We start from the raw sequence: 19,515 nt of genomic DNA, 5'->3' as shown, positions 1-19,515 counted from the left end.
GATCGGCTCCCGTACCGCCCGGTGGTGGTCCAGTGTCTCTTCGACGAAACCGAGCCACGCGCCAGCCCTCGAACCGCAGCCGGGTCCTACTGACCGGTCAACCGCAGCTCCTGGTGGATCCCGTGTGCCTCGGTGAGCAACTCCCCCGCCTCGGTGTCGCCGGCCCGTTCGCCGACCGCGGCGAGAGCGACGAGCGTACGGGCCCGCAGCGCCGGGACCTGCTCGGCGGTCCAGTAGCACAGGGCCCCACGCAGGCGGTTGACGGCGCCCGGAGCACCTCGGCGCAGTTCCACCTCACCGAGGCTGAGTTCGGTGAGGTGCAGCCCCCACTCATGTCCCCCGGTCGCGGAACAGGGCCGCCGCGAGACCCAGCACCCGCTCCGCCTCGGCCTGCCGCACGATCTCCCGGGCCGGGTCGGCCGACCGGTGGGATTCGTGAGCCCGCCGCCGGCCCGGCTCCCCTGAGTGACTGCAAAAAACCTGCAAACACCAGCTCTTGCATTGAAGGAAACCGCTTTCCTACGATTGCGTTTCGTTGATGTTTCATTCCCGGGCCGGGCAGGGGCATATCGAGCAACGCCACCATCGGCGTGCGGGCAGTACGGCGGTGCCCACACGTCATCACAGCATGGGAGATCGTGACACAGACTCAATTCGTCCAAGGCGGACACGGCTCGCGCGGGTCGACGCGATCCACACCCCTGCCACCGGCCAAGGCGTCCCTCGCGCCGCCCCGCGACGGACGTGAATCGGCCGGTGGCCCACGCCGAAACGATCCACACAAGGCAACGGACCAGTCCGGTAGCGGCGACCGCGACGGCTGCAGCGACCTCGCGCCCGAGCCGCTACCGATGTGACGAAGGAGATGTCCTCCTGACGGGGACGCTTCGCGCCGTACATCACGGATCCCGGGGCGACAGCCCTTCCCAGTCCACATCGCACAGGCGCCTTCCGCGCCGCTGGCTCCACGATCGTTGCGCGGGAACCGCCGGCGCCGCCATCTTCCTGGCCGGCCGCTGGATCCTGCACCGCGGTCGTGAGTGCGGGCGGCCCCTCCTCGTCTGCGGCGGCACCAACCAGCTTTCCGAGAACGAAGGTGAGACGACATGAGACGACCAGTCGCAGTGCGACTCCAGGCGGCGCTGGCCACGGCCGCCATCGGGGCCGCGATCACCGTGGCGCTGCCGGTGCCCCAGGCATCGGCGGCGGTAGGCAGCGTCACCGGCTACGCCACCCAGAACGGTGGGACGACCGGCGGTGCCGGCGGGCAGACGGTACGGACCAGCACGGGAACCGGGATCCACACCGCCCTGTGCGGTCGGGCCAGCAGCAGCACCCCGATCATCATCGAGGTCACGGGAACCATCAACCACGCCAACACCAGCAAGGTCTCGGGCGGCAGCTGCAACACCGCCGCCGGTGTGATCGAGCTCAAGCAGATCAGCAATGTCACGATCATCGGGGTAGGCAGTGGAGCCGTGTTCGACCAGCTGGGCATCCACATCCGCGAGGCCAGCAACATCATCATCCAGAACGTGACCGTACGGAACGTCAAGAAGTCGGGCTCGCCCACCTCCAACGGTGGCGACGCCATCGCGATGGAGAGCGACGTCCGCAACGTCTGGGTCGATCACGTGACGCTGCTCGCCTCGGGCGGGGAGTCGGAGGGGTTCGACGGCCTCTTCGACATGAAGGACAACACCCAGTACGTGACCCTCTCCTACAGCATCCTGCGCAACTCCGGTCGTGGCGGCCTCATCGGGTCCAGTGAGAGCGACCGCTCGAACGGCTTCATCACGTTCCACCACAACCTGTACGAGAACATCGACTCCCGTACGCCCCTGCTGCGTGGCGGCGTCGCCCACATCTTCAACAACTCCTATGTGAGCCTCAACGAGTCCGGCATCAACTCACGGGCCGGTGCCCGCGCCAAGGTGGAGAACAACCACTTCCTGAACTCCAAGGACGTCCTGGGCACCTTCTACACCGACCAGGTCGGCTACTGGCAGGTCAGCGGCAACATCTTCGACAACGTGACCTGGTCCAGCCCCGGCAGCGACAACTACCCCGCCGGCCCGAACCCCCAGTCCAACACCACCGTCGCCATCCCGTACTCCTACAGCCTGGACGGGGCCGCCTGTGTGCCGGACATCGTTCGCCAGACGGCGGGTGCCGGCACGGGTATGCGGGTGTCGAACGGCAACTGCTCGCCGCAGACACCCACCCCGACACCGACGCGCCCCACGCCGACTCCGAGCAACCCCACACCGACGCCGGCCAACCCCACGCCCACCCCGACCAACCCCACCCCGACGCCGACCCGGCCCGGCGGAACCAACCTGAGCATCGGTGCCGGTTCGGACGGCTCCAGCAAGGCCAGCGGTACCGGCTACGGCGACGTACGCGACGGCGACCTGGGCACCCACTGGTCGCCGGCCGGCGCGACCGGTTCCATCTCGATCAAGTGGGGCTCGGCGACCTCGGTCTCCAGGATCAACATCCGGGAGGCGTCGGGTTCCGCGGGCAGCATCGGTTCCTGGCGGGTCGTCAACCACGACACCGGTGCCGTCCTGACCTCCGGCAACGGGGCCGGCGTCATCACCTTCCCGCAGACCGCGCTAGGCAAGATCACCTTCGAGATCACCAGCTCGACCGGGACGCCGAAGGTCGCCGAGTTCGAGACCTACGCCGGATAGCGGCGGTTATTCGGAGCCGTCGTCCTCCAGGTCACCCTCGGTGCGCACGTACAGCTCGCGCAGGGCGTCGAGGGTGGCCTGCTCCGGGTGCTCCCAGAGCTGCCGGTCGGCCGCCTCCAGCAGCCGCTCGGTGATGCCGTGCAGCGCCCACGGGTTCGACTCGGTGAGGAACTTCTGGTTCTCCGGGTCGAGCACGTACGTCTCGGCCAGCTTCTCGTACATCCAGTCGGCGACGACACCGGCGGTGGCGTCGTACCCGAAGAGGTAGTCGACGGTTGCGGCCAGCTCGAACGCCCCCTTGTAGCCGTGCCGGCGCATCGCGGCCAGCCAGCGCGGGTTGACCACCCGGGCGCGGAAGATCCGGGCGGTCTCCTCGCTCAACGTCCGGGTACGGACCGCGTCCGGCCGGGTGCTGTCCCCGATGTACGCCGCCGGGGCCCTGCCGGTCAGCGCCCGGACGGTGGCGATCATCCCGCCGTGGTACTGGAAGTAGTCGTCGGAGTCGGCGATGTCGTGTTCGCGGGTGTCGGTGTTCTTCACCGCCACCGCGATCCGCTTGTACGCCGTCTCCATGTCGCCACGGGCGGGCACCCCGTCCACACCCCGGCCGTAGGCGTAACCGCCCCAGACCGCGTACACCTCGGCGAGGTCGGCGTCGTCGCGCCAGTTCCGGCTGTCGATCAGCGGCAGCAGTCCGGCCCCGTACGCGCCGGGCTTGGAGCCGAAGATGCGCATGGTGGAGCGGCGCTCGTCGCCGTGCTCGGCCCGGTCGGCGAGCGCGTGGGCGCGTACGTAGTTCGACTCGGCCGGTTCGTCGAGTCCGGCGACGAGTCGTACGGCGTCGTCGAGCAGGGCCACCACGTGCGGGAACGCGTCCCGGAAGAAGCCGCTGATCCGCATCGTGACGTCGATCCTGGGCCGGCCCAGTTCGGCCAGGTCGACCGCCTCCAGGCCGGTGACCCGGCGGGACGCCTCGTCCCAGCGCGGCCGTACGCCGAGCAGCGCCAGCACCTCGGCGATGTCGTCACCGGCGGTCCGCATGGCGCTGGTGCCCCACATGGACAGGCCGACCGAACGCGGCCACTCACCGGTGTCGGCCCGGTAGCGGGTGAGCAGTGAGTCGGCCATCGCCTGCCCGGTCTCCCAGGCCAGCCGGCTCGGCACCGCCTTCGGGTCGACGGAGTAGAAGTTCCGGCCGGTCGGCAGCACGTTGATCAGGCCGCGCAGCGGCGACCCGCTCGGGCCGGCGGCCACGTAACCGCCGTCGAGGGCGTGCAGGACGGCGGTCATCTCGTCGGTGGTCCGGTCCAGCCGGGGCACGATCTCGGCGGCCGCGAACTCCAGCACCCGCACCACCGGCACGTGGTCGGCCACCGTGTCTCCGAGCACCCGCTCGCACACGTCGACCGCGACGCCGGTCGCCCAGTCCCGTTCCTCCATCGCCAGCACCAGGGCGCGGGCGGTCTCCTCGATCCGGTCCACCTCGACCCGGCCGGCGGAACCGTCCTCGGTGAGGCCGAGCGCTTCGCGCAGGCCGGGTAGCGCGGCGACCTGACCGGCCCACATCTGCCGGGCGCGGAGCATGGCGAGGACCAGGTCGACCCGGTTCTGCCCGCTCGGCGCCACCCCGAGCACGTGCAGCCCGTCGCGGATCTGCACGTCCTTGACCTCACAGAGCCACCCGTCGACGTGCAGGATGAACTCGTCGAACTCGGCGTCGTGCGGCCGGTCGGACAGGCCGAGGTCGTGGTCGAGCTTGGCGGCCTGGATCAGGGTCCAGATCTGGGCCCGGATCGCCGGCAGCTTCGCCGGGTCGAGCGCGGCGATGTTCGAGTGTTCGTCGAGGAGCTGTTCCAGCCGGGCGATGTCGCCGTAGCTGTCGGCGCGGGCCATCGGCGGGATCAGGTGGTCGACCAGGGTGGCGTGCGCCCGCCGCTTGGCCTGGGTGCCCTCGCCGGGGTCGTTGACCAGGAACGGGTAGATCAGCGGCAGGTCGCCGAGGGCGGCGTCGGACCCGCAGGCGGCGGACATGCCGAGCGTCTTGCCGGGCAGCCACTCCAGGTTGCCGTGCTTGCCGACGTGCACCATCGCGTGTGCCCCGAACTCGTCGGCCAACCACCGGTACGCGGCCAGGTAGTGGTGGCTCGGCGGCAGGTCCGGGTCGTGGTAGATGGCGACCGGGTTCTCACCGAAGCCGCGTGGTGGCTGCACCATGACGACGGTGTTGCCGGACCGCAGGGCGGCCAGCACGATCTCACCCTCGGGGTCGCGGGAGGTGTCGACGAACAGTTCACCGGGCGGCGGTCCCCAGTGCCGTTCCATCCCCTCGCGCAGCTCGACCGGGAGGGTGTCGTACCAGGCCCGGTAACGGCTGGCCGGGATCCGGATCGGGTTGGCTTCGAGTTGTTCCTCGGTGAGCCAGTTGAGGTCCTGTCCACCGGCGGCGATCAGCGCGTGCACCAGGGCGTCGCCGTCACCGGCGGCCACTCCGGGGAAGGCGTCGGGGCCGTCGGCGGGGCCGATGTCGTACCCCTGTTCGCGCATGGCGGTGAGCAGCCGGACGACGCTGGCCGGCGTGTCGAGGCCGACCGCGTTGCCGATCCGGGCGTGCTTGGTCGGGTACGCCGACAGCATCAGCACGATCCGGCGTTCGGCCGGCGGGGTGTGCCGCAGCGAGCCGTGCCGGACCGCGATGCCGGCCACCCGCGCGGACCGCTCGGGGTCGGCGACGTAGACGGTCAGCCCGTCGGAGTCGATCTCCTTGAACGAGAACGGCACGGTGATGATCCGGCCGTCGAACTCGGGGATGGCGACCTGGGTGGCGGTGTCCAGCGGGGAGAGACCGTCGTCGTTGTCCGCCCAGACGGCGCGGCTGCTGGTGAGGCAGAGCCCCTGGAGGATCGGCACGTCGAGGGCGGCGAGCGCGCCGACGTCCCAGGCTTCGTCGTCACCGCCGGCACCGGCGTCGGCCGGGCGGGTGCCACCGGCGGCGAGCACGGTCACGACCAGCGCGTCGGCCTCGCCGAGGGTGTCCAGCAGGGCGGGTGCGGGGCTGCGCAGCGAGGCGCAGTAGATCGGCAGCGGGCGGCCACCGGCGTCCTCGATCGCGGCGCAGAGCGTCTCGACGAAGGCGGTGTTGCCGGCCACGTGGTGGGCCCGGTAGTAGAGGACGCCGATCACCGGGCCGGCGGTGTCGCGGGGCTCACGCTCCAGCCGTCCCCACTCCGGGGTCGGCACCGGCGGGGCGAAGCCGTAGCCGGTGAGCAGGACCGTGTCGGAGAGGAAGCGGTGCAGCTCGGTGAGGTTCGCCGGGCCGCCGTGCGCGAGGTAGGCATGGGCTTCCGCGGCCACCCCGGCGGGCACGGTCGAGCGGCGCATCAGCTCCGCGTCCGGTGCCTGTTCACCACCGAGGAGTACGACCGGCAGCGCCCCGGCCAGCAGCGAGTCCAATCCCTCCTCCCAGGCGCGGTAGCCGCCGAGGATGCGGACGACCACCAGGTCGACGCCGTCGAGCAGGGCGGGCAGGTCCTCGACCGAGGTACGGGCCGGGTTCGCCAGCCGGAAGTCGGCGCCACTTGCCCTGCCACTGAGCAGGTCGGTGTCCGAGGTGGAGAGGAGCAGGATCATCGGGCACCGCGCAGGGCGTGGCGTGACATGGTGGTTCCTCCCTCGGGGTCCGCGCCCCGGGTTCGTCGGTTGCGGCTCGGGGCGGGCCCGGACGGGTCCGCTCGATGCCGCGCGGTGACCCGGAGTCTCCTGGCTCCCGGATCGTCGCTCGCCCCGGTCTTCCCGCCCGTGTGGGCCGTGACCGTGTCGGGGTCCGCTCCCCGGTAACAGTGGCGGGACCGCGCCGGGATCACACCGGCTTCCTCCACCTGTCGCCGCGTTCAGCGGTTCTCACTCTCACGACTCGGACCCCGGTTCGTCAAGCGGCCCCCGATAGAGGTGCCGCTCCGCCGGGGCGGGCCTGCGCAGGCCGTAGTATCCGCCGGGTGTGGTCACCACGAGGGCGGTCGGCTCCGGACGCCTGTCCGGGGACGCTGCGCGTACATGTCGCCGCCGACGGGAACCTGGCCCGGGTGCGGGTGCCCGGTGGGCGGCTGCACACCGACCAGCTCGTCGCACTGGCCGGTGCCGCGCTCGAATGGGGTGACGGCGCGCTGGAGTTGACCTCGCGCGGCAACGTGCAGCTCCGGGGCCTGCGGACGGGCACCGAACGGGACCTGGCCGCCCGGTTGTACGCGGCCGGGCTGCTGCCCTCGGAGAGCCACGAACGCGTACGCAACGTGATCGCCTCCGTGCTCAGTGGTCGGGTGGGTGGGGGTCTGCTCGATGTCCGGGGGCTGGTCGACGAGTTGGACGACGGACTCTGCGCCGATCCGGCGCTGGCTGGGCTGCCGGGCCGGTTCCTGTTCACCGTCGACGACGGGCGGGGCGACGTGACCGGCTTCGGCGCGGACGTCGGGCTGCACGCCGTGCCGGGAGGGGCGGTGGCGGTGCTGCTGGCCGGCACCGACACGGGCGTACGCGTACCGCCGGCAGCCGCCGCCTCGACCGCCCTGCTCGCCGCCCGCGCCTTCCTGTCCGAGTCCACCGCCCAGCAGAGCACCGCCTGGCGGCTGGCAGAACTCGACAACGGGATACGCAGTGTCACCGCCCGGCTGCTTGCCGCCGTCGATTCACGGTTCGTGTCGGTGCCGGGTGACCTCGTCCCCGCCTCGACACCGACCCGGGCACCGGTCGGGACGGTGGAGCAACTCGACGGGCGGGTCGCGCTGGCGCTGGTGGTGCCGCTCGGTCGACTCACCGGGGCCCAGCTCGCCGCGTTGACCGCAGCCGCCGGGGCGGGCGGCAACGAGATCAACATCACTCCGTGGCGCACCGTTGTCGTCCCCGATCTGGACACCGGCGAGGCTGGGCGCCGGCTGGCGGCACTGGCCGCCGAGACTCTGGTGGCGGATGCCGAGGCCGGTTGGGTCGGGGTGACCGGCTGCGCCGGGGCGCCCGGTTGCGCGAAGGCGCTCGCGAACGTACGGACCGACGCGACCGTGGTGCACGCCGCCGCGCCGTCGGGCCCGACCGGACTGCCGGCGCGGTCAGGCCCGACCGGACTGCCGGTGCACTGGGTCGGCTGCGAGCGGCGCTGCGGCAAACCGGCGGACCGGCATGTCGAGGTGCTGGCCACCGCTGACGGGTACCGGGTCAGCCTGGACGGTCGACCGCGCTCGCGGTCGGCGACGCTGGACGAGACCGCTGCCGCGATCGCGGCGGCACGGAGGGGTACGTGATCGACTACGTCCGCGACGGCGCGGAGATCTACCGCCGGTCGTTCGCCACGATCCGCGCCGAGGCGGACCTGTCGGGCCTGCCCGACGATGTCGCCGCGGTGACCGTACGCATGATCCACGCTTGCGGGATGGTCGACCTGCCGGCGGACGTCGCCCACTCCCCCGGCGTGGTGTCGGCGGCGCGGGCGGCGCTGCGCGCCGGTGCGCCGATCCTCTGCGACGCCGAGATGGTCGCCGCCGGGGTCACCCGCACCCGACTGCCCGCCGACAACGAGGTGATCTGCACCCTGCGCGACCCTCGGGTGCCGGCCCTGGCCGCCGAACTCGGCACCACCCGCAGCGCCGCCGCCCTGGACCTGTGGGGCGACCGGCTCGACGGTGCGGTGGTGGCCGTCGGCAACGCCCCGACCGCCCTGTTCCGCCTGCTGGAGATGGTCGAGGCGGGTGCCGGACGGCCGGCGGCGGTGCTCGGCATCCCGGTCGGTTTCATCGGCGCCGCCGAGTCGAAGCAGGCGCTCGCCGACCATCCCGCCGGGCTGGAGTACCTGGTCGTGCACGGACGGCGTGGCGGCAGCGCGATGACCGCGGCGGCGATCAACGCCGTCGCCAGCGAGAAAGAGTGACCAGCGTGGACGGCGTCGTGCCATCGAATGGGGCGGGACCGGACCGAGGCACCGGCCGGCTGTACGGGGTGGGACTCGGACCCGGTGACCCGGAACTGGTGACGGTGAGGGCCGCCCGGCTGGTGGAGCGGGCGGACGTGATCGCCTACCACAGCGCGCGGCACGGGCGGAGTGTGGCGCGGACGATCGCCGAACCCTACCTGCGGGACGGGCAGATCGAGGAGGCGCTGACCTACCCGGTCACCACGGAGAAGCCGGAGCACCCGGACGGCTACCGGGCCGAGATCGAGGAGTTCTACGCGGCGAGCGCGGCCCGGCTCGCCGCACACCTGGACGCCGGGCGGGACGTGGTGGTCCTCTGCGAGGGCGACCCGTTCTTCTACGGCTCGTACATGCACATGCACAAGCGGCTCGCCGGTCGGTACCCGACCGAGGTGGTGCCGGGCGTGACGTCGGTCAGCGCGGCTTCGGCCGTACTCGGGCGTCCGCTGGTGGAGCGGGACGAGATCCTGACCGTGCTGCCGGGGACCCTGCCGACGGAGATCCTGGCGGAACGGCTGGCGGCCACCGACTCGGCGGCCATCATGAAACTGGGCCGCACCTTCGGCAACGTCCGCGCGGCCCTCGCGCAGGCCGGCCGGCTGGACGAGACCTGGTACGTCGAACGCGCCACCACGGATCGGCAGCAGTCGGCGAAACTGGCCGAGGTGGATCCGGCCACGGTGCCGTACTTCTCGCTGGCGTTGCTGCCGAGCCGGGTGCACGAACGTACCCGCGCCGAGCTGACAGGCGTCGACTCCCCTACGTTGCCCGTCGTCGAGACGGTGTCGGATGAGCCCGCTGGGCTCGGCGAGGTGGTCGTGGTCGGGCTCGGTCCGGCCGGGCGGGAGTGGTGCACGCCGCAGGCGCAGGATGCGCTCGCCGCCGCCGACGACCTGGTCGGTTACGGGCCGTACCTGGACCGGGTGCCGGCGAACCCGCGCCAACGCCGGCACGCCTCGGACAACCGGGTGGAGGCGGAACGGGCCGAGTTCGCCCTGGACCTGGCCCGACACGGCCGACGGGTGGCGGTCGTGTCGTCCGGTGACCCGGGCGTGTTCGCGATGGCCGCCGCCGTCCTGGAGGTCGCCTCCGAACCGAAGTGGACCGACATCCCGGTACGGGTGCTGCCAGGGCTGACCGCCGCCCAGGCGGTGGCGAGCCGGGTCGGTGCCCCGCTCGGGCACGACTACTGTGTGCTGTCACTGTCGGACCGGCTCAAGCCGTGGGAGATCATCGCGAAGCGGTTGACCGCCGCGGCCGAGGCCGACCTGGTGATCGCGATCTACAACCCGGGGTCGAAGAGTCGTACGTGGCAGGTGGCGGCGGCGAAGGAACTGTTGCTGGCGCACCGGTCACCGGAGACCCCGGTGGTGCTCGGCCGGGACGTCGGCGGCTCGGGCGAACGCGTACGCGTGGTCCGGCTCGCCGACCTCGACCCGACCGAGGTCGACATGCGTACGCTGCTGCTGGTCGGCTCGTCCACCACTCAGGTGGTGACCCGGGGTTCCGCCGATCCGGTGGTCTTCACGCCCCGCCGCTACCCGGCCTGATCCCGGCCGCCGATCGGCCGGCCGGGGGCACCGGTCCCGCTTCCGCTCCTGCTCCCGGTCCCGGTCTTGCTTCCGCTTCCGCTTCCGCTTCCGACGATTCGAGAGGTTTGGCGATCGGCGCGGACCCCGACCTCCCCCGGCTGCCGTAATGGAGCGACTACGGCTGGCAACATGGGCGCATGGGCCCGGTCCGGTTCGATGTCGTGGTGGCCGGTTCCGGCCCGGCCGGTGCCACCGCCGCGATCGTCGCCGCCCGTCGTGGGTGGAGCGTCGCCCTGGTCGACCAGCGCACCTTTCCCCGGGACAAGCCCTGCGGTGACGGGCTGGGGCCCGGCGTGGCCCAGTTGCTGCACCGACTCGATCTCGACCACATCCTGGCCGGCGAGACCCCGGCCGCGTCGCTGACCGTCTACGGTCCGGCGGGGGCGGAGCTGAACGCCGCGCTGACCGGCCTGGACGGGATGTCGACCGAGGGGTACGTGGTGCCGCGCGCCGACTTCGACCAGCGGCTACGGCTCGCGGCGCTGAAGGCCGGGGCGGTGGACCTGAGCGGGCACAAGGTGACGGCGACCGGGCTGGCCGACGATCGCCGCTGGGTGTCGGTACGGCGGGCCGGCACCGAACACCGGCTGGAGGCGGGACTGGTGATCGCGGCGGACGGCGCGTACTCGGTGCTGCGCCGGCAGCTTGGTGCCGGCCGCCCGGCTGGTCGGAGCACCGCCATCGCGATGCGCGCCTACTCCGACAGCGACGCCTTCGACCCGGACGGGCCGCTCGGCCAGCGCATGATCTTCGAGTGGTCGAAGGAGATGCTGCCCGCGTACGGCTGGGTCTTCCCCAGTGGCAAGGGCACGGTGAACGTCGGCGTCGGCATCATGGTCTCCGAACTGCGTCGCCGGTCACTGGACCTGCGCCGGGTCCTCGACCGGTTCGCCGACTCGTGCCGGCAACGCGGCATCGAACTGGGCGACCTGTACGCCCACCGGGCGCACCATCTGCCACTCGCCCGACCGATACCGCGCCTGGCCCACGAGCGGGCGGCCCTGGTCGGTGACGCCGGCTCGATGATCAATCCGCTCAGCGGGGAGGGCATCGTCTACGGCATGAACGCCGCGTACGAGTTGGTCACCCGGCTGCCCGCGGACCTGTCCGGGGCGGACGGACAGGCGCGGGCGCTGGCCGAGTTCGAAACCTGGTTCCGGCGTACCTACCGCGCACACCTGATCTCCAGCCGGCTCGCACACGGCCTGATGTCCATCCCGTGGTGGGCCCGGCACATGATCCGCGCCGCGAACAACGACCCGGTGGTCTTCCGCGACGCGGTGGACCTGCTGTTCGGGCTCGGCCGCATCCGCGCGGAAACCACCTGGCGCATTCTTCGACACGGCTGGTAGCACCATGCCGGCCGTCGAGACCTGGGTGTCGCCGTACACCTCGGTGCCACGGCGGGCGTCCTGGGCCGGACGGGCGCGGTACCGTCAACGTCTCGCCTGCGCCGCGATCTTCGCACTGGGACCGACCACGCTGTTCTGGTGGTGGTTCGCCACCGCCGTGGTCGACCGGATGGGTTCGCACCCGTCCACCATGCGCTGGGGCATTCCGACCGCCGCCCTCTGGGTGAGCCTCAGTCCGCTGCTGATGCAACAGGCCGAGTTCAAGCTGGAGAACCTGCTGCGTGAGTTCGGCCGGCACGGCGCCCGCGCCGGCTGGGACCTGCGCGCGATCCAGCGCTGCGTCGACTCCTGGGACCGGGCGTTCTACCTTCTGGTACTGCCGGTCGGACTGGCACCGCTGCTGGCCCTGGCACTGTCCTTCGAGCCGCTCGACGCGGTCATCCCCGTCCACAACGGCTGGCACCGGGCCGCCGGCCTCGTGGTCATCGGCGCGGTCGGGGTATGCAGCGCCGCCGGCATCTGGGGCATCAGCAAGGCGATCGCGCTGGTCTACGCGGCGACGAAGAACGCGCGACTGCACTGGACCCCGTTTCGTACCGAGCGTGCCTGGGGCATCCGTCAGCTCTACACCTTCGCCTGGGTCGAAGGGCTCATGTTCAGTTGCGGCGCCCTCTTCGTACCGGCCATGCTCGGCGTCCAGCCCCAGCTCACCCCGGCCAGCAAGGTCATCGTCTGGGTGTTCGTGGTGCTCCTGTTCACCGGTGGGCTGACCGTCTTCAGCATCCCGGTCTGGTTGCTGTACCGGCTGTCCCGGGAGAGTCAGGAGCGGGCCCTGGACAACTTCGCGCCCGCGATCGAGGACGCGGTCCGGGTGGTGACCGCGCGCGGCAGCCTCGCACATCCGCTGATCCAGCAGGAGCTGATCCGGCTGGATGTCACACTGCGCGTCCGACAGGTGATCGTGGCGACGGAACCGGCACCGTTCTCCTTCGGCTACATCGGACGGGCCGCCACCACGCTGCTGCTGCCGATCGCGCTGACCGTGGTGCAGGTCGTCACCTCCGGATAGCCGCTCATCTCCGTACCCGATGGTCGTCCTGGCCCCGCTGCTCGCGCTGGCGTATGCCGGCTCGGTAACCTGAGCCGATGACGGAACAGGCGCCGTACCGGCGCCGGGCGGCGCGGGTGCTGCTGCTCGACAGCGCCGGCCGGGTCCTGCTCCTGCGTTACCTGATCGACGGCGCCAACCCCGGTCTCGGCCACTACTGGTGCACGCCCGGCGGCGGGGTGGAGGAGGGTGAGTCGCTGGCCCAGGCGGCGGCCCGCGAACTCCGGGAGGAGATCGGGCTGGCTGTCGACCCGGACGAGCTCGGCGGCCCGGTCGCCTACACCGGCGGGTACGCCGACCTCGGCTGGGCAGTCGGCAACTTTCGCGACGACCTCTTCCGCCTCCAGGTCGACTCCCACGAAGTCCAGCTGGGCGGGTTGACGGCGCACGAGCTCACGATCCACGTCGGGCACCGGTGGTGGCCGGTGGACGAGTTGGCGTCGACCCGCGACACGGTCTACCCGAGCAAGCTCGCCGCACTGCTGACCAAGCTGCTCACCGAGCCGCACCCGCGCCACCCCCACCAACTCCCCTGGCACCACTGACCAACCGCCGGTCCGCACCATCCGGCGCTGTGGTCGTCTACTACCCCTACAGGGGCAGTAGACGACCGCAGCCCCCGGAGGAGTCCGATCGGCTACGGCTTCGCGATTCGGAGCCGGGCGGTCCAGTAGGTCAGGTCGGAGTGGTGTTCGACCAGGGTGACCGGCTCACCGCACGCCTGCTCGATCAGGTCGGCGGCCTCGTCCAGGTCGCCCGGGTTGTGGTCCCAGTCCCCGTCGCGGTACATCCGCAACCCCACGTCGGTCCGGTCGTAGCCGATCACCTCGGCCGCCTCCGGCGGCACCAGCACCACCGTGTACCGACCGGCCTCGATCTCCGCCTCGCTCGGTTCGGGCTGCTCGGGTCGCCCGCGCCGGAACCGCTCCAGCACCGACGGGATCGGCCCCGGCGAGTCGGCCGGGTCGTACGGCTGTGACCAGGTCGGGACGTACCGATTCAGTTTGACGTCAATCATCCTTGTACGCCTCCCAGCAGTGTTCCGGATTCGGACGAGCATCGAGCAACGTTGCCATCGACTCTTGCGCCCAGGAGCGGGACTGTCAATACTCAACGTGACGCCAACAGTCGATCAACGTGACATCGAACGCCACGGAGGAGCAGATGTCGAAGGCGAGCCAGCCCACAGTGGTCGGACGCGGCCTGGGCGGCGAGTTGCGCGAGCTGCGGGAGACGCGCAAGCTCGGCCTGCGCCGGGTCGCGGCCCGGCTGGACTGGGCGCCGTCCAAGCTGTCCCGGATGGAGACCGGCATCCAGGGCATCCCGGCTGCCGACGTGGCCTCGCTGCTGGTGATCTACGGCGTCACCGGCGACGAGCGCAAGCGCCTGCTCGGCCTGGCCGAACGGTCCACCGAGACGGGTTGGTGGGAGGTGATCGGCGGTCTCTCCGACGAGTCCCGCACCCTGATCCGGCTGGAGGCCGAGGCCACCAGCATCGTCAACTGGCAGCCGCTGCTGATTCCCGGACTGCTCCAGACCGCCGACTACACCCAGGCGTTGATGCGCGACGGCGGGGTCGCGGAGGACGACGCCCAGTCACGGGTGGCGGCCCGGCTGGGTCGGCAGGCGATCCTCACCCGCCCGACCCCACCGGAACTCCTGTCCATCGTGGACGAGATGGTGTTGCGTCGGGTGCTCGGCAACCGGCGGTTGATGGCCCGACAGCTCCGCCACCTGGTCGAGATGGCCGACCGGCCGAACATCACCCTGCGGGTGGTGCCGTTCGCGGTCGGCGGGCACACCGGACTCGACGGTGCGTTCGCGCTCTTCGACTTCCCGCGCAACAGATCCGTGGTCTACCTCGACCACAAGCTCTCCGGACTGTTCCTGGAGGAGGCGCCGCAGGTGGCGTTCTTCCGGCGAGAGGCGGACCGGCTCGGCAAGGTAGCCTTGAGCCCCGCCGAGTCGGTCGACTTCGTTGCGCGGGTCGCAACAGAGCACGAGCGAGAGTGAGTCCTCCTGATGATCGCCTCCGATCTGTCCGCAGCCACCTGGCGCAAGTCCAGCCGCAGCGGCACCAACGCGGACTGTGTCGAGATCGCCGAACTGCCGCAGGCGGTCGCCGTACGCGACTCCAAGGATCCGTACGGGCCGGTGCTCGCCTTCGACCGCGCCGCGTGGAGCACCTTCGTCAGGGCCACACCCTCGGCGTAGACACCGCAGGTCCTACGCTCGTCGTCAAAACGGATTGTCAGCCCTGCGACGCCCAGCGCCAGAATCCGTGAGGCTGGCCGTAGCGGGCCGTCAACACACGGACGAATTCCGACGAACGTGGGCGGCGTACGACCATCTCGGGTGCAATGAGGTCGTCGTACGCCGCGTCGCTCCCAGACGCAGCCGGTGCGAGAGGAGACCGCGAACAACTCAGCTCTGTTGTTCTTCTCTCACGGTGGGGCGGTAGCCGGCTACGTATGCACGCCGTTCCGCCTGCGCCAACAGGTCGTCCAGCTCGGATGAGGACAGTCGGAGATCTGTCACGACAGCACCCAGGGTCAGCATCTTCACCGACTCCAGCAGCTTTCCGTCGATCCGGTCCAACGGAATCTCCTCACCGATGCCCCATCTCAGTACCAGCTCCACCTGCTGTGGGGTCAGGATCTGCTTCGCACTCTTATAAATCCGAAAGAAACGAAGGGTGAACTTCCTGACCATGTGGAGCGACGGCTGCTCACCTAGCTTCCGTCGCAGTGCTCCGACAAACGCCTCGTCGATGACCGCACCCGCTTGGTGCCATCTGGTCGCGATGAGAGCGGTGTGGAGCTCGTCCCGCACAGCCTTGTCATTTTGGGCAGAAGCGCGCAGGAAGGCCCCGATGAGCGTCGCCGGGCCGGTCACCGCCATATTATTCACCCCTCTCAATGTCCACTGGATCATGGCGCTCGGTGTATGCCCTTGTAGCCGCCAGTCACCATACGTTTGACGCCCACCCCAGCGACCTACAACACGATTCCAGCATTAGACACAGCCTCTGTCGTCACCACTGGCGGCAACTCACATCGACAGCCGTAGCGATCAGGGTAGGGACGGCCGGGCCCACTGCCTGCGCAGGGATAGACAAATCGGGGTGGTCACGGACGTTTCCGTGTCCACCCCGATCGGTCCTGCCGATGGCCGCCACCGAGCGGCCGTACGTGTTACCAGACGAAGCCGTACTGGTTGATCTTCGAGTTCGACCACAGTCCGGCCGAGGCGCGTACGTCGTCGACGTCGCCGATCCAGTGGTCCGCCGCCGTGCCGTCGCGCCAGCCCCGGCCGATGGCGAACGTTCCGGTGGCCGGCCAGCCCTGCGCGTAGTCCGCCTCGGCGTAGGCACCGCCGAGGTCCGGGGTGCCGTTGACGTACAGCTTGATCTTGTTGTTCGGCCGGTCGTAGGCGGCGATCAGGTTGACCCACTCGCCCGGTACGACGTAGTCCCTGGTGCAGGCGCTCACCGAGGCCGCGTCGGAGGTGTCCTTCGTCGCTACGGTGAAACACCACGCCGGGTCCGCAACCGTGTCACCGTCGACGTCGACGTCATCGCGGTACTGCAACGCGAACATCGACGTGTCGGCCCCGTCCTGCGACAGCACCGTACGGACACCGCCGCCAAGATCGGCCGGGCGCACCCGTGCCGCCACGGTGAATCCCTCCGGCGCCACCGTGTTCAGAACCGACGAACCCGTGGTCAGCTCACCCGCCCCGGTCAACGAGACCGCCGCGTCGCTGTCCCGACCCGGCGAGAGCCAGGAGACACCGGACGGGCTGAAGGTCGCCGGCCGGGTGTTCGGCACCGAACCGGCGGTCGTGCCGGTGTTCTCGTCCAACGGCCAGGTCCACGAGCCACCGACCGTCGGCGCCACCAGGAACTGGTAGACCGTCGGGTCGGAGGTGGTGCCGGCGCTGTTGCGGGCCTGCACCTGGAGCACGTTCACGCCGTCCCTCGTCGGTGTGATCGACTCGGTGACGCCGCCACCGGCGGTTGCCGGAACCGTCACGGAGTTGCCGGAGTTCAGGTTGTAGACGTACTCGACCACGTCGGTCGCGCCGTTGGGACCGAACTCGAACGAGCCCGGCTGCCCCACCCCGCCGTTCCACGTCCCGGTCGAGGAATCCGCGTACGGCGTGCCGGCAACCGTCGGCTGTGGCACGGACGCGGTGGTCACGGTGAACGCGAACCAGCCCGAGTACCCGCCGCAGGCAGCCGTGTCACAGGCCCGGACCCGCCACCGGTACGCACCGTCCGGCAACGCCGCCCCGGTTGTCGGGACGACCCGCCAGGGTGCGACCGAGCCGGAGCGCACACCCGTCACGGTCGTACCGGAACTGGCGACCAACCGCTTGCGGGAGCCCTCGTACACCTGGAACTCGGCCCGCAGTGTCCCGCCGTCGGGGTCGTTGACCGTCGCCGACAGCACCGGTGTGCCCGAGCGCAGCACGGCGGGCGAGGCGCAGGCCAGGTAGCACGAGTCGACCGAAAGCACCGTCGGCACACCCGGCTTGTGGTTCTTCGGGTGTGCCTTGGTCGCCGCCGTCGCACCGGCCGGGGCAGCCGCCTGGCTCGCGGTGGCCGGGGTCAGCCCGGCAAGCGCCAGACCGGACACCGCGACGACCGCGGTACGCCGCAGCCACCCGCCCCGGGCCTTCCACGCCGAAGCGGAATTGGACTCTATTCTCACCAGAACCCCCGTTGATCTTGCCGGAAAGTCCCAGCATCATAAGATCAAGATCGCCGGTCCAGCCACTCTTCAGCAAGCACCGAGCTTGCCTGCGGGCCACGTCGATCCCGATCCGGCACCGGAGATCGGGCGTCCACCGCGTTCATCCCCGCCGGTGACCGGAATCGGTGGTGGTGACGTGGCTGTCGAGCCAGGGTAGGGCCGCCTCGATGCCGGTCACCCGGGCAGTGCTGGGATGGGTCGGGGGACGATCCACCATCACGACCGGGAGGGCCAGGTGGCGGGCCGCGTGCAGCTTCGCGGCGGTCATCGGGCCACCACTGTCCTTGGTGACCAGCACCTGGACGCCGTACCGGCGCAGCAGTGCCAGCTCGCCGTCCACGGTGAACGGGCCACGGTCGAGCACCACCGCCAGCCGGCGCGGCAGCGGCGGCTCGGGAGGGTCGACCGAGCGGACCAGGAACCAGTGCCGGTCCAGACCGGCGAAGGCGGCGAGACCCTGCCGCCCGGTGCTGAGGAACACCCGCTCCCCCAACCCGGCGACGGTCTCGGCGGCGGCCGCCAACGACGGCACCCGCCGCCAGTCGTCACCGGGCTGCGCGGTCCACCCCGGTCGGCGTACGACCAGCAGCGGCACCCCGACCTCGGCGCAGGCGCTCACCGCACCGGCGCTCATCCGGGCGGCGAACGGGTGGGTCACGTCCAACACCGCGTCGACCCGCTCTTGGCGCAGCCAGTCAGCCAGCCCCGCCGATCCACCGAAGCCGCCGATCCGTACCTCGCCCTCGGGCAACGCCGGATCGGCCACCCGACCGGCGAGCGAGGTGACCACCCGCCAACCGGGTCGCTCCCGCGCCAGCAGGGCGGCCAGCCGGCGGGCCTCCCCGGTGCCGCCGAGCAGCAGGACGGTCAATTCACCCACGGTCACCACCGACCTTCGCCCGCACCGGGCCGGACCCCCGGGTCAGCCGCTGTCCCGAGAGCAGGCATGCTGGGCCGGTGACCAGCGGTAGGACCTCGACGCAGCTCCGGTACGGCTGGACGACCGGTGCCTGTGCCACCGCGGCGACCACCGCCGCGTACACCGCTCTGCTCACCGGATCGTTCCCCGACCCGGTGGAGATCACCCTGCCGAAGGGTCAGCGGCCGGCGTTCGCGCTGGCCCGCGAGGAACTCGGCGACCGGACGGCCCTCGCGGGCGTGGTGAAGGACGCCGGTGACGACCCCGACGTGACGCACGGGGCCCTGGTCTGCGCCACCGTACGCCCGGCCCCGGCCGGTGTCGGAGTGGTGTTCCAGGCCGGTCCGGGGGTCGGCACGGTGACCAAACCCGGCCTGCCGCTGCCCGTCGGCGAGCCGGCGATCAACCCGGTCCCCCGCGACATGATGCGCCGGGCGGTGGCCGAGGTCGCCGAGCGGCACGGCGGCACCGGGGACGTGCTGGTGGAGATCTCCGTCGAGCGGGGCGAGGAACTGGCCCGACACACCTGGAACCCCCGGCTGGGCATCCTCGGCGGGCTCTCCATTCTCGGCACCACCGGCATCGTCGTGCCGTACTCCTGTTCGGCCTGGATCGACAGCATCCGGCGCGGCATCGACGTGGCCCGCGCCGCCGGGCACCGGCACGTCGCCGCCTGCACCGGCAGCACCTCCGAGCGGGTCGCGACCGAGCTGTACGGGCTGCCCGACGACGCCCTGCTGGACATGGGTGACTTCGCCGGGGCGGTGCTGAAGTACCTGCGCCGGCACCCGATTCCCCGGCTCACCGTGGCCGGTGGCATCGGCAAGCTGACCAAACTCGCCAACGGTCACCTCGACCTGCACTCCGGCCGGTCGCAGGTGGACTTCCACTCCCTGGCCGAACTGGTCGCCGGGGCCGGCGGCGGGGCCGAACTGGTCGAGGGCGTACGCGAGGCGAACACGGCGCTGGACGCGCTGCGCCAGTGCCAGGCGGCCGGGCTGCCGCTCGGCGACCTGGTCGCCGCCGGTGCCCGCAACACCGCCGCCGAGGTGCTGCGCGGCGCCCCGATCGAGGTCGACGTGGTGGTGATCGACCGGGCCGGGACCATCGTCGGCCGCGCCGACTAGCCACCCCCGCC

The 19,515-nt window shown here is 71.1% G+C and carries 16 protein-coding genes and 1 riboswitch; of the genes, 10 read left to right on the top strand and 6 right to left on the bottom strand.

From position 1 onward, the window contains the following. Positions 1-86 precede the first annotated feature (86 nt). On the bottom strand, positions 87-293 hold the full coding sequence (locus tag ACZ6QQ_RS29425) for a hypothetical protein (RefSeq protein WP_465880681.1): 207 nt from the start codon (positions 291-293) through the stop codon (positions 87-89). A gap of 813 nt (positions 294-1,106) precedes the next feature. On the opposite strand from ACZ6QQ_RS29425, the gene ACZ6QQ_RS29420 reads away from it, so the two are divergent. After that, positions 1,107-2,696 (top strand): pectate lyase family protein, encoded by a 1,590-nt coding sequence (locus ACZ6QQ_RS29420; protein WP_465880679.1) that lies wholly within the window; start codon positions 1,107-1,109, stop codon positions 2,694-2,696. 6 nt (positions 2,697-2,702) lie between these two features. On the opposite strand, the gene cobN is transcribed toward ACZ6QQ_RS29420, so the two are convergent. Continuing rightward, positions 2,703-6,323 (bottom strand): cobaltochelatase subunit CobN, encoded by a 3,621-nt coding sequence (gene cobN / locus ACZ6QQ_RS29415; protein ID WP_465880677.1) that lies wholly within the window; start codon positions 6,321-6,323, stop codon positions 2,703-2,705. A gap of 123 nt (positions 6,324-6,446) precedes the next feature. Then, positions 6,447-6,567, bottom strand: a riboswitch (cobalamin riboswitch). Positions 6,568-6,688: 121 nt separating this feature from the next. On the opposite strand from cobN, the gene cobG reads away from it, so the two are divergent. The 6 genes from cobG to ACZ6QQ_RS29385 all read left to right on the top strand — a co-directional run bounded on the left by cobG (position 6,689) and on the right by ACZ6QQ_RS29385 (position 13,246). Continuing rightward, the gene (gene cobG, locus ACZ6QQ_RS29410; protein ID WP_465880676.1) at positions 6,689-7,984 is read left to right on the top strand and encodes a precorrin-3B synthase; all 1,296 of its coding nucleotides are present in this window, start codon (positions 6,689-6,691) and stop codon (positions 7,982-7,984) included. Continuing rightward, entirely contained in the window at positions 7,984-8,607 is a 624-nt protein-coding gene (locus tag ACZ6QQ_RS29405; RefSeq protein WP_465880792.1) for a precorrin-8X methylmutase, read from the top strand. The genes cobG and ACZ6QQ_RS29405 overlap by 1 nt, the downstream gene beginning before the upstream one ends. Before the next feature lie 17 nt (positions 8,608-8,624). Further along, positions 8,625-10,199 (top strand): precorrin-2 C(20)-methyltransferase, encoded by a 1,575-nt coding sequence (locus tag ACZ6QQ_RS29400; RefSeq protein ID WP_465880675.1) that lies wholly within the window; start codon positions 8,625-8,627, stop codon positions 10,197-10,199. Positions 10,200-10,378: 179 nt separating this feature from the next. Then, positions 10,379-11,593, top strand: a complete 1,215-nt coding sequence (locus ACZ6QQ_RS29395) for an NAD(P)/FAD-dependent oxidoreductase (RefSeq protein ID WP_465880674.1) — start codon at positions 10,379-10,381, stop codon at positions 11,591-11,593. Between the two features lie 4 nt (positions 11,594-11,597). Continuing rightward, on the top strand, positions 11,598-12,662 hold the full coding sequence (locus tag ACZ6QQ_RS29390) for a hypothetical protein (RefSeq protein WP_465880672.1): 1,065 nt from the start codon (positions 11,598-11,600) through the stop codon (positions 12,660-12,662). Positions 12,663-12,739: 77 nt separating this feature from the next. Then, on the top strand, positions 12,740-13,246 hold the full coding sequence (locus ACZ6QQ_RS29385; protein ID WP_465880671.1) for an NUDIX hydrolase: 507 nt from the start codon (positions 12,740-12,742) through the stop codon (positions 13,244-13,246). A gap of 92 nt (positions 13,247-13,338) precedes the next feature. Here ACZ6QQ_RS29385 and ACZ6QQ_RS29380 read toward each other — a convergent pair whose 3' ends face one another. Continuing rightward, positions 13,339-13,719 (bottom strand): hypothetical protein, encoded by a 381-nt coding sequence (locus ACZ6QQ_RS29380; protein ID WP_465880670.1) that lies wholly within the window; start codon positions 13,717-13,719, stop codon positions 13,339-13,341. 119 nt (positions 13,720-13,838) lie between these two features. Between ACZ6QQ_RS29380 and ACZ6QQ_RS29375 the strand changes: the two genes are divergently transcribed. Beyond that, positions 13,839-14,714, top strand: coding sequence for a helix-turn-helix domain-containing protein (locus ACZ6QQ_RS29375; protein WP_465880668.1), 876 nt, complete (start codon positions 13,839-13,841; stop codon positions 14,712-14,714). Positions 14,715-14,723: 9 nt separating this feature from the next. Continuing rightward, entirely contained in the window at positions 14,724-14,915 is a 192-nt protein-coding gene (locus ACZ6QQ_RS29370; protein ID WP_465880666.1) for a DUF397 domain-containing protein, read from the top strand. Between the two features lie 210 nt (positions 14,916-15,125). On the opposite strand, the gene ACZ6QQ_RS29365 is transcribed toward ACZ6QQ_RS29370, so the two are convergent. The 3 genes from ACZ6QQ_RS29365 to ACZ6QQ_RS29355 form a co-directional block, all read right to left on the bottom strand. Next, the gene (locus ACZ6QQ_RS29365; RefSeq protein WP_465880664.1) at positions 15,126-15,635 is read right to left on the bottom strand and encodes a hypothetical protein; all 510 of its coding nucleotides are present in this window, start codon (positions 15,633-15,635) and stop codon (positions 15,126-15,128) included. 260 nt (positions 15,636-15,895) lie between these two features. Continuing rightward, positions 15,896-17,416: a hypothetical protein gene (locus tag ACZ6QQ_RS29360; protein ID WP_465880663.1), complete on the bottom strand. Its 1,521-nt coding sequence runs from the start codon at positions 17,414-17,416 to the stop codon at positions 15,896-15,898. Between the two features lie 142 nt (positions 17,417-17,558). Then, positions 17,559-18,338 (bottom strand): cobalt-precorrin-6A reductase, encoded by a 780-nt coding sequence (locus ACZ6QQ_RS29355; protein ID WP_465880661.1) that lies wholly within the window; start codon positions 18,336-18,338, stop codon positions 17,559-17,561. Between the two features lie 77 nt (positions 18,339-18,415). Between ACZ6QQ_RS29355 and ACZ6QQ_RS29350 the strand changes: the two genes are divergently transcribed. Further along, complete coding sequence (locus ACZ6QQ_RS29350; RefSeq protein WP_465880660.1) at positions 18,416-19,504, top strand: cobalt-precorrin-5B (C(1))-methyltransferase; 1,089 nt, start codon at positions 18,416-18,418, stop codon at positions 19,502-19,504. The last annotated feature ends 11 nt before the right edge of the window (positions 19,505-19,515 follow it).

The sequence above is a fragment of the Micromonospora sp. NPDC049529 genome (assembly GCF_055586685.1).
This window is presented reverse-complemented; position numbering and strand designations above follow the sequence as displayed.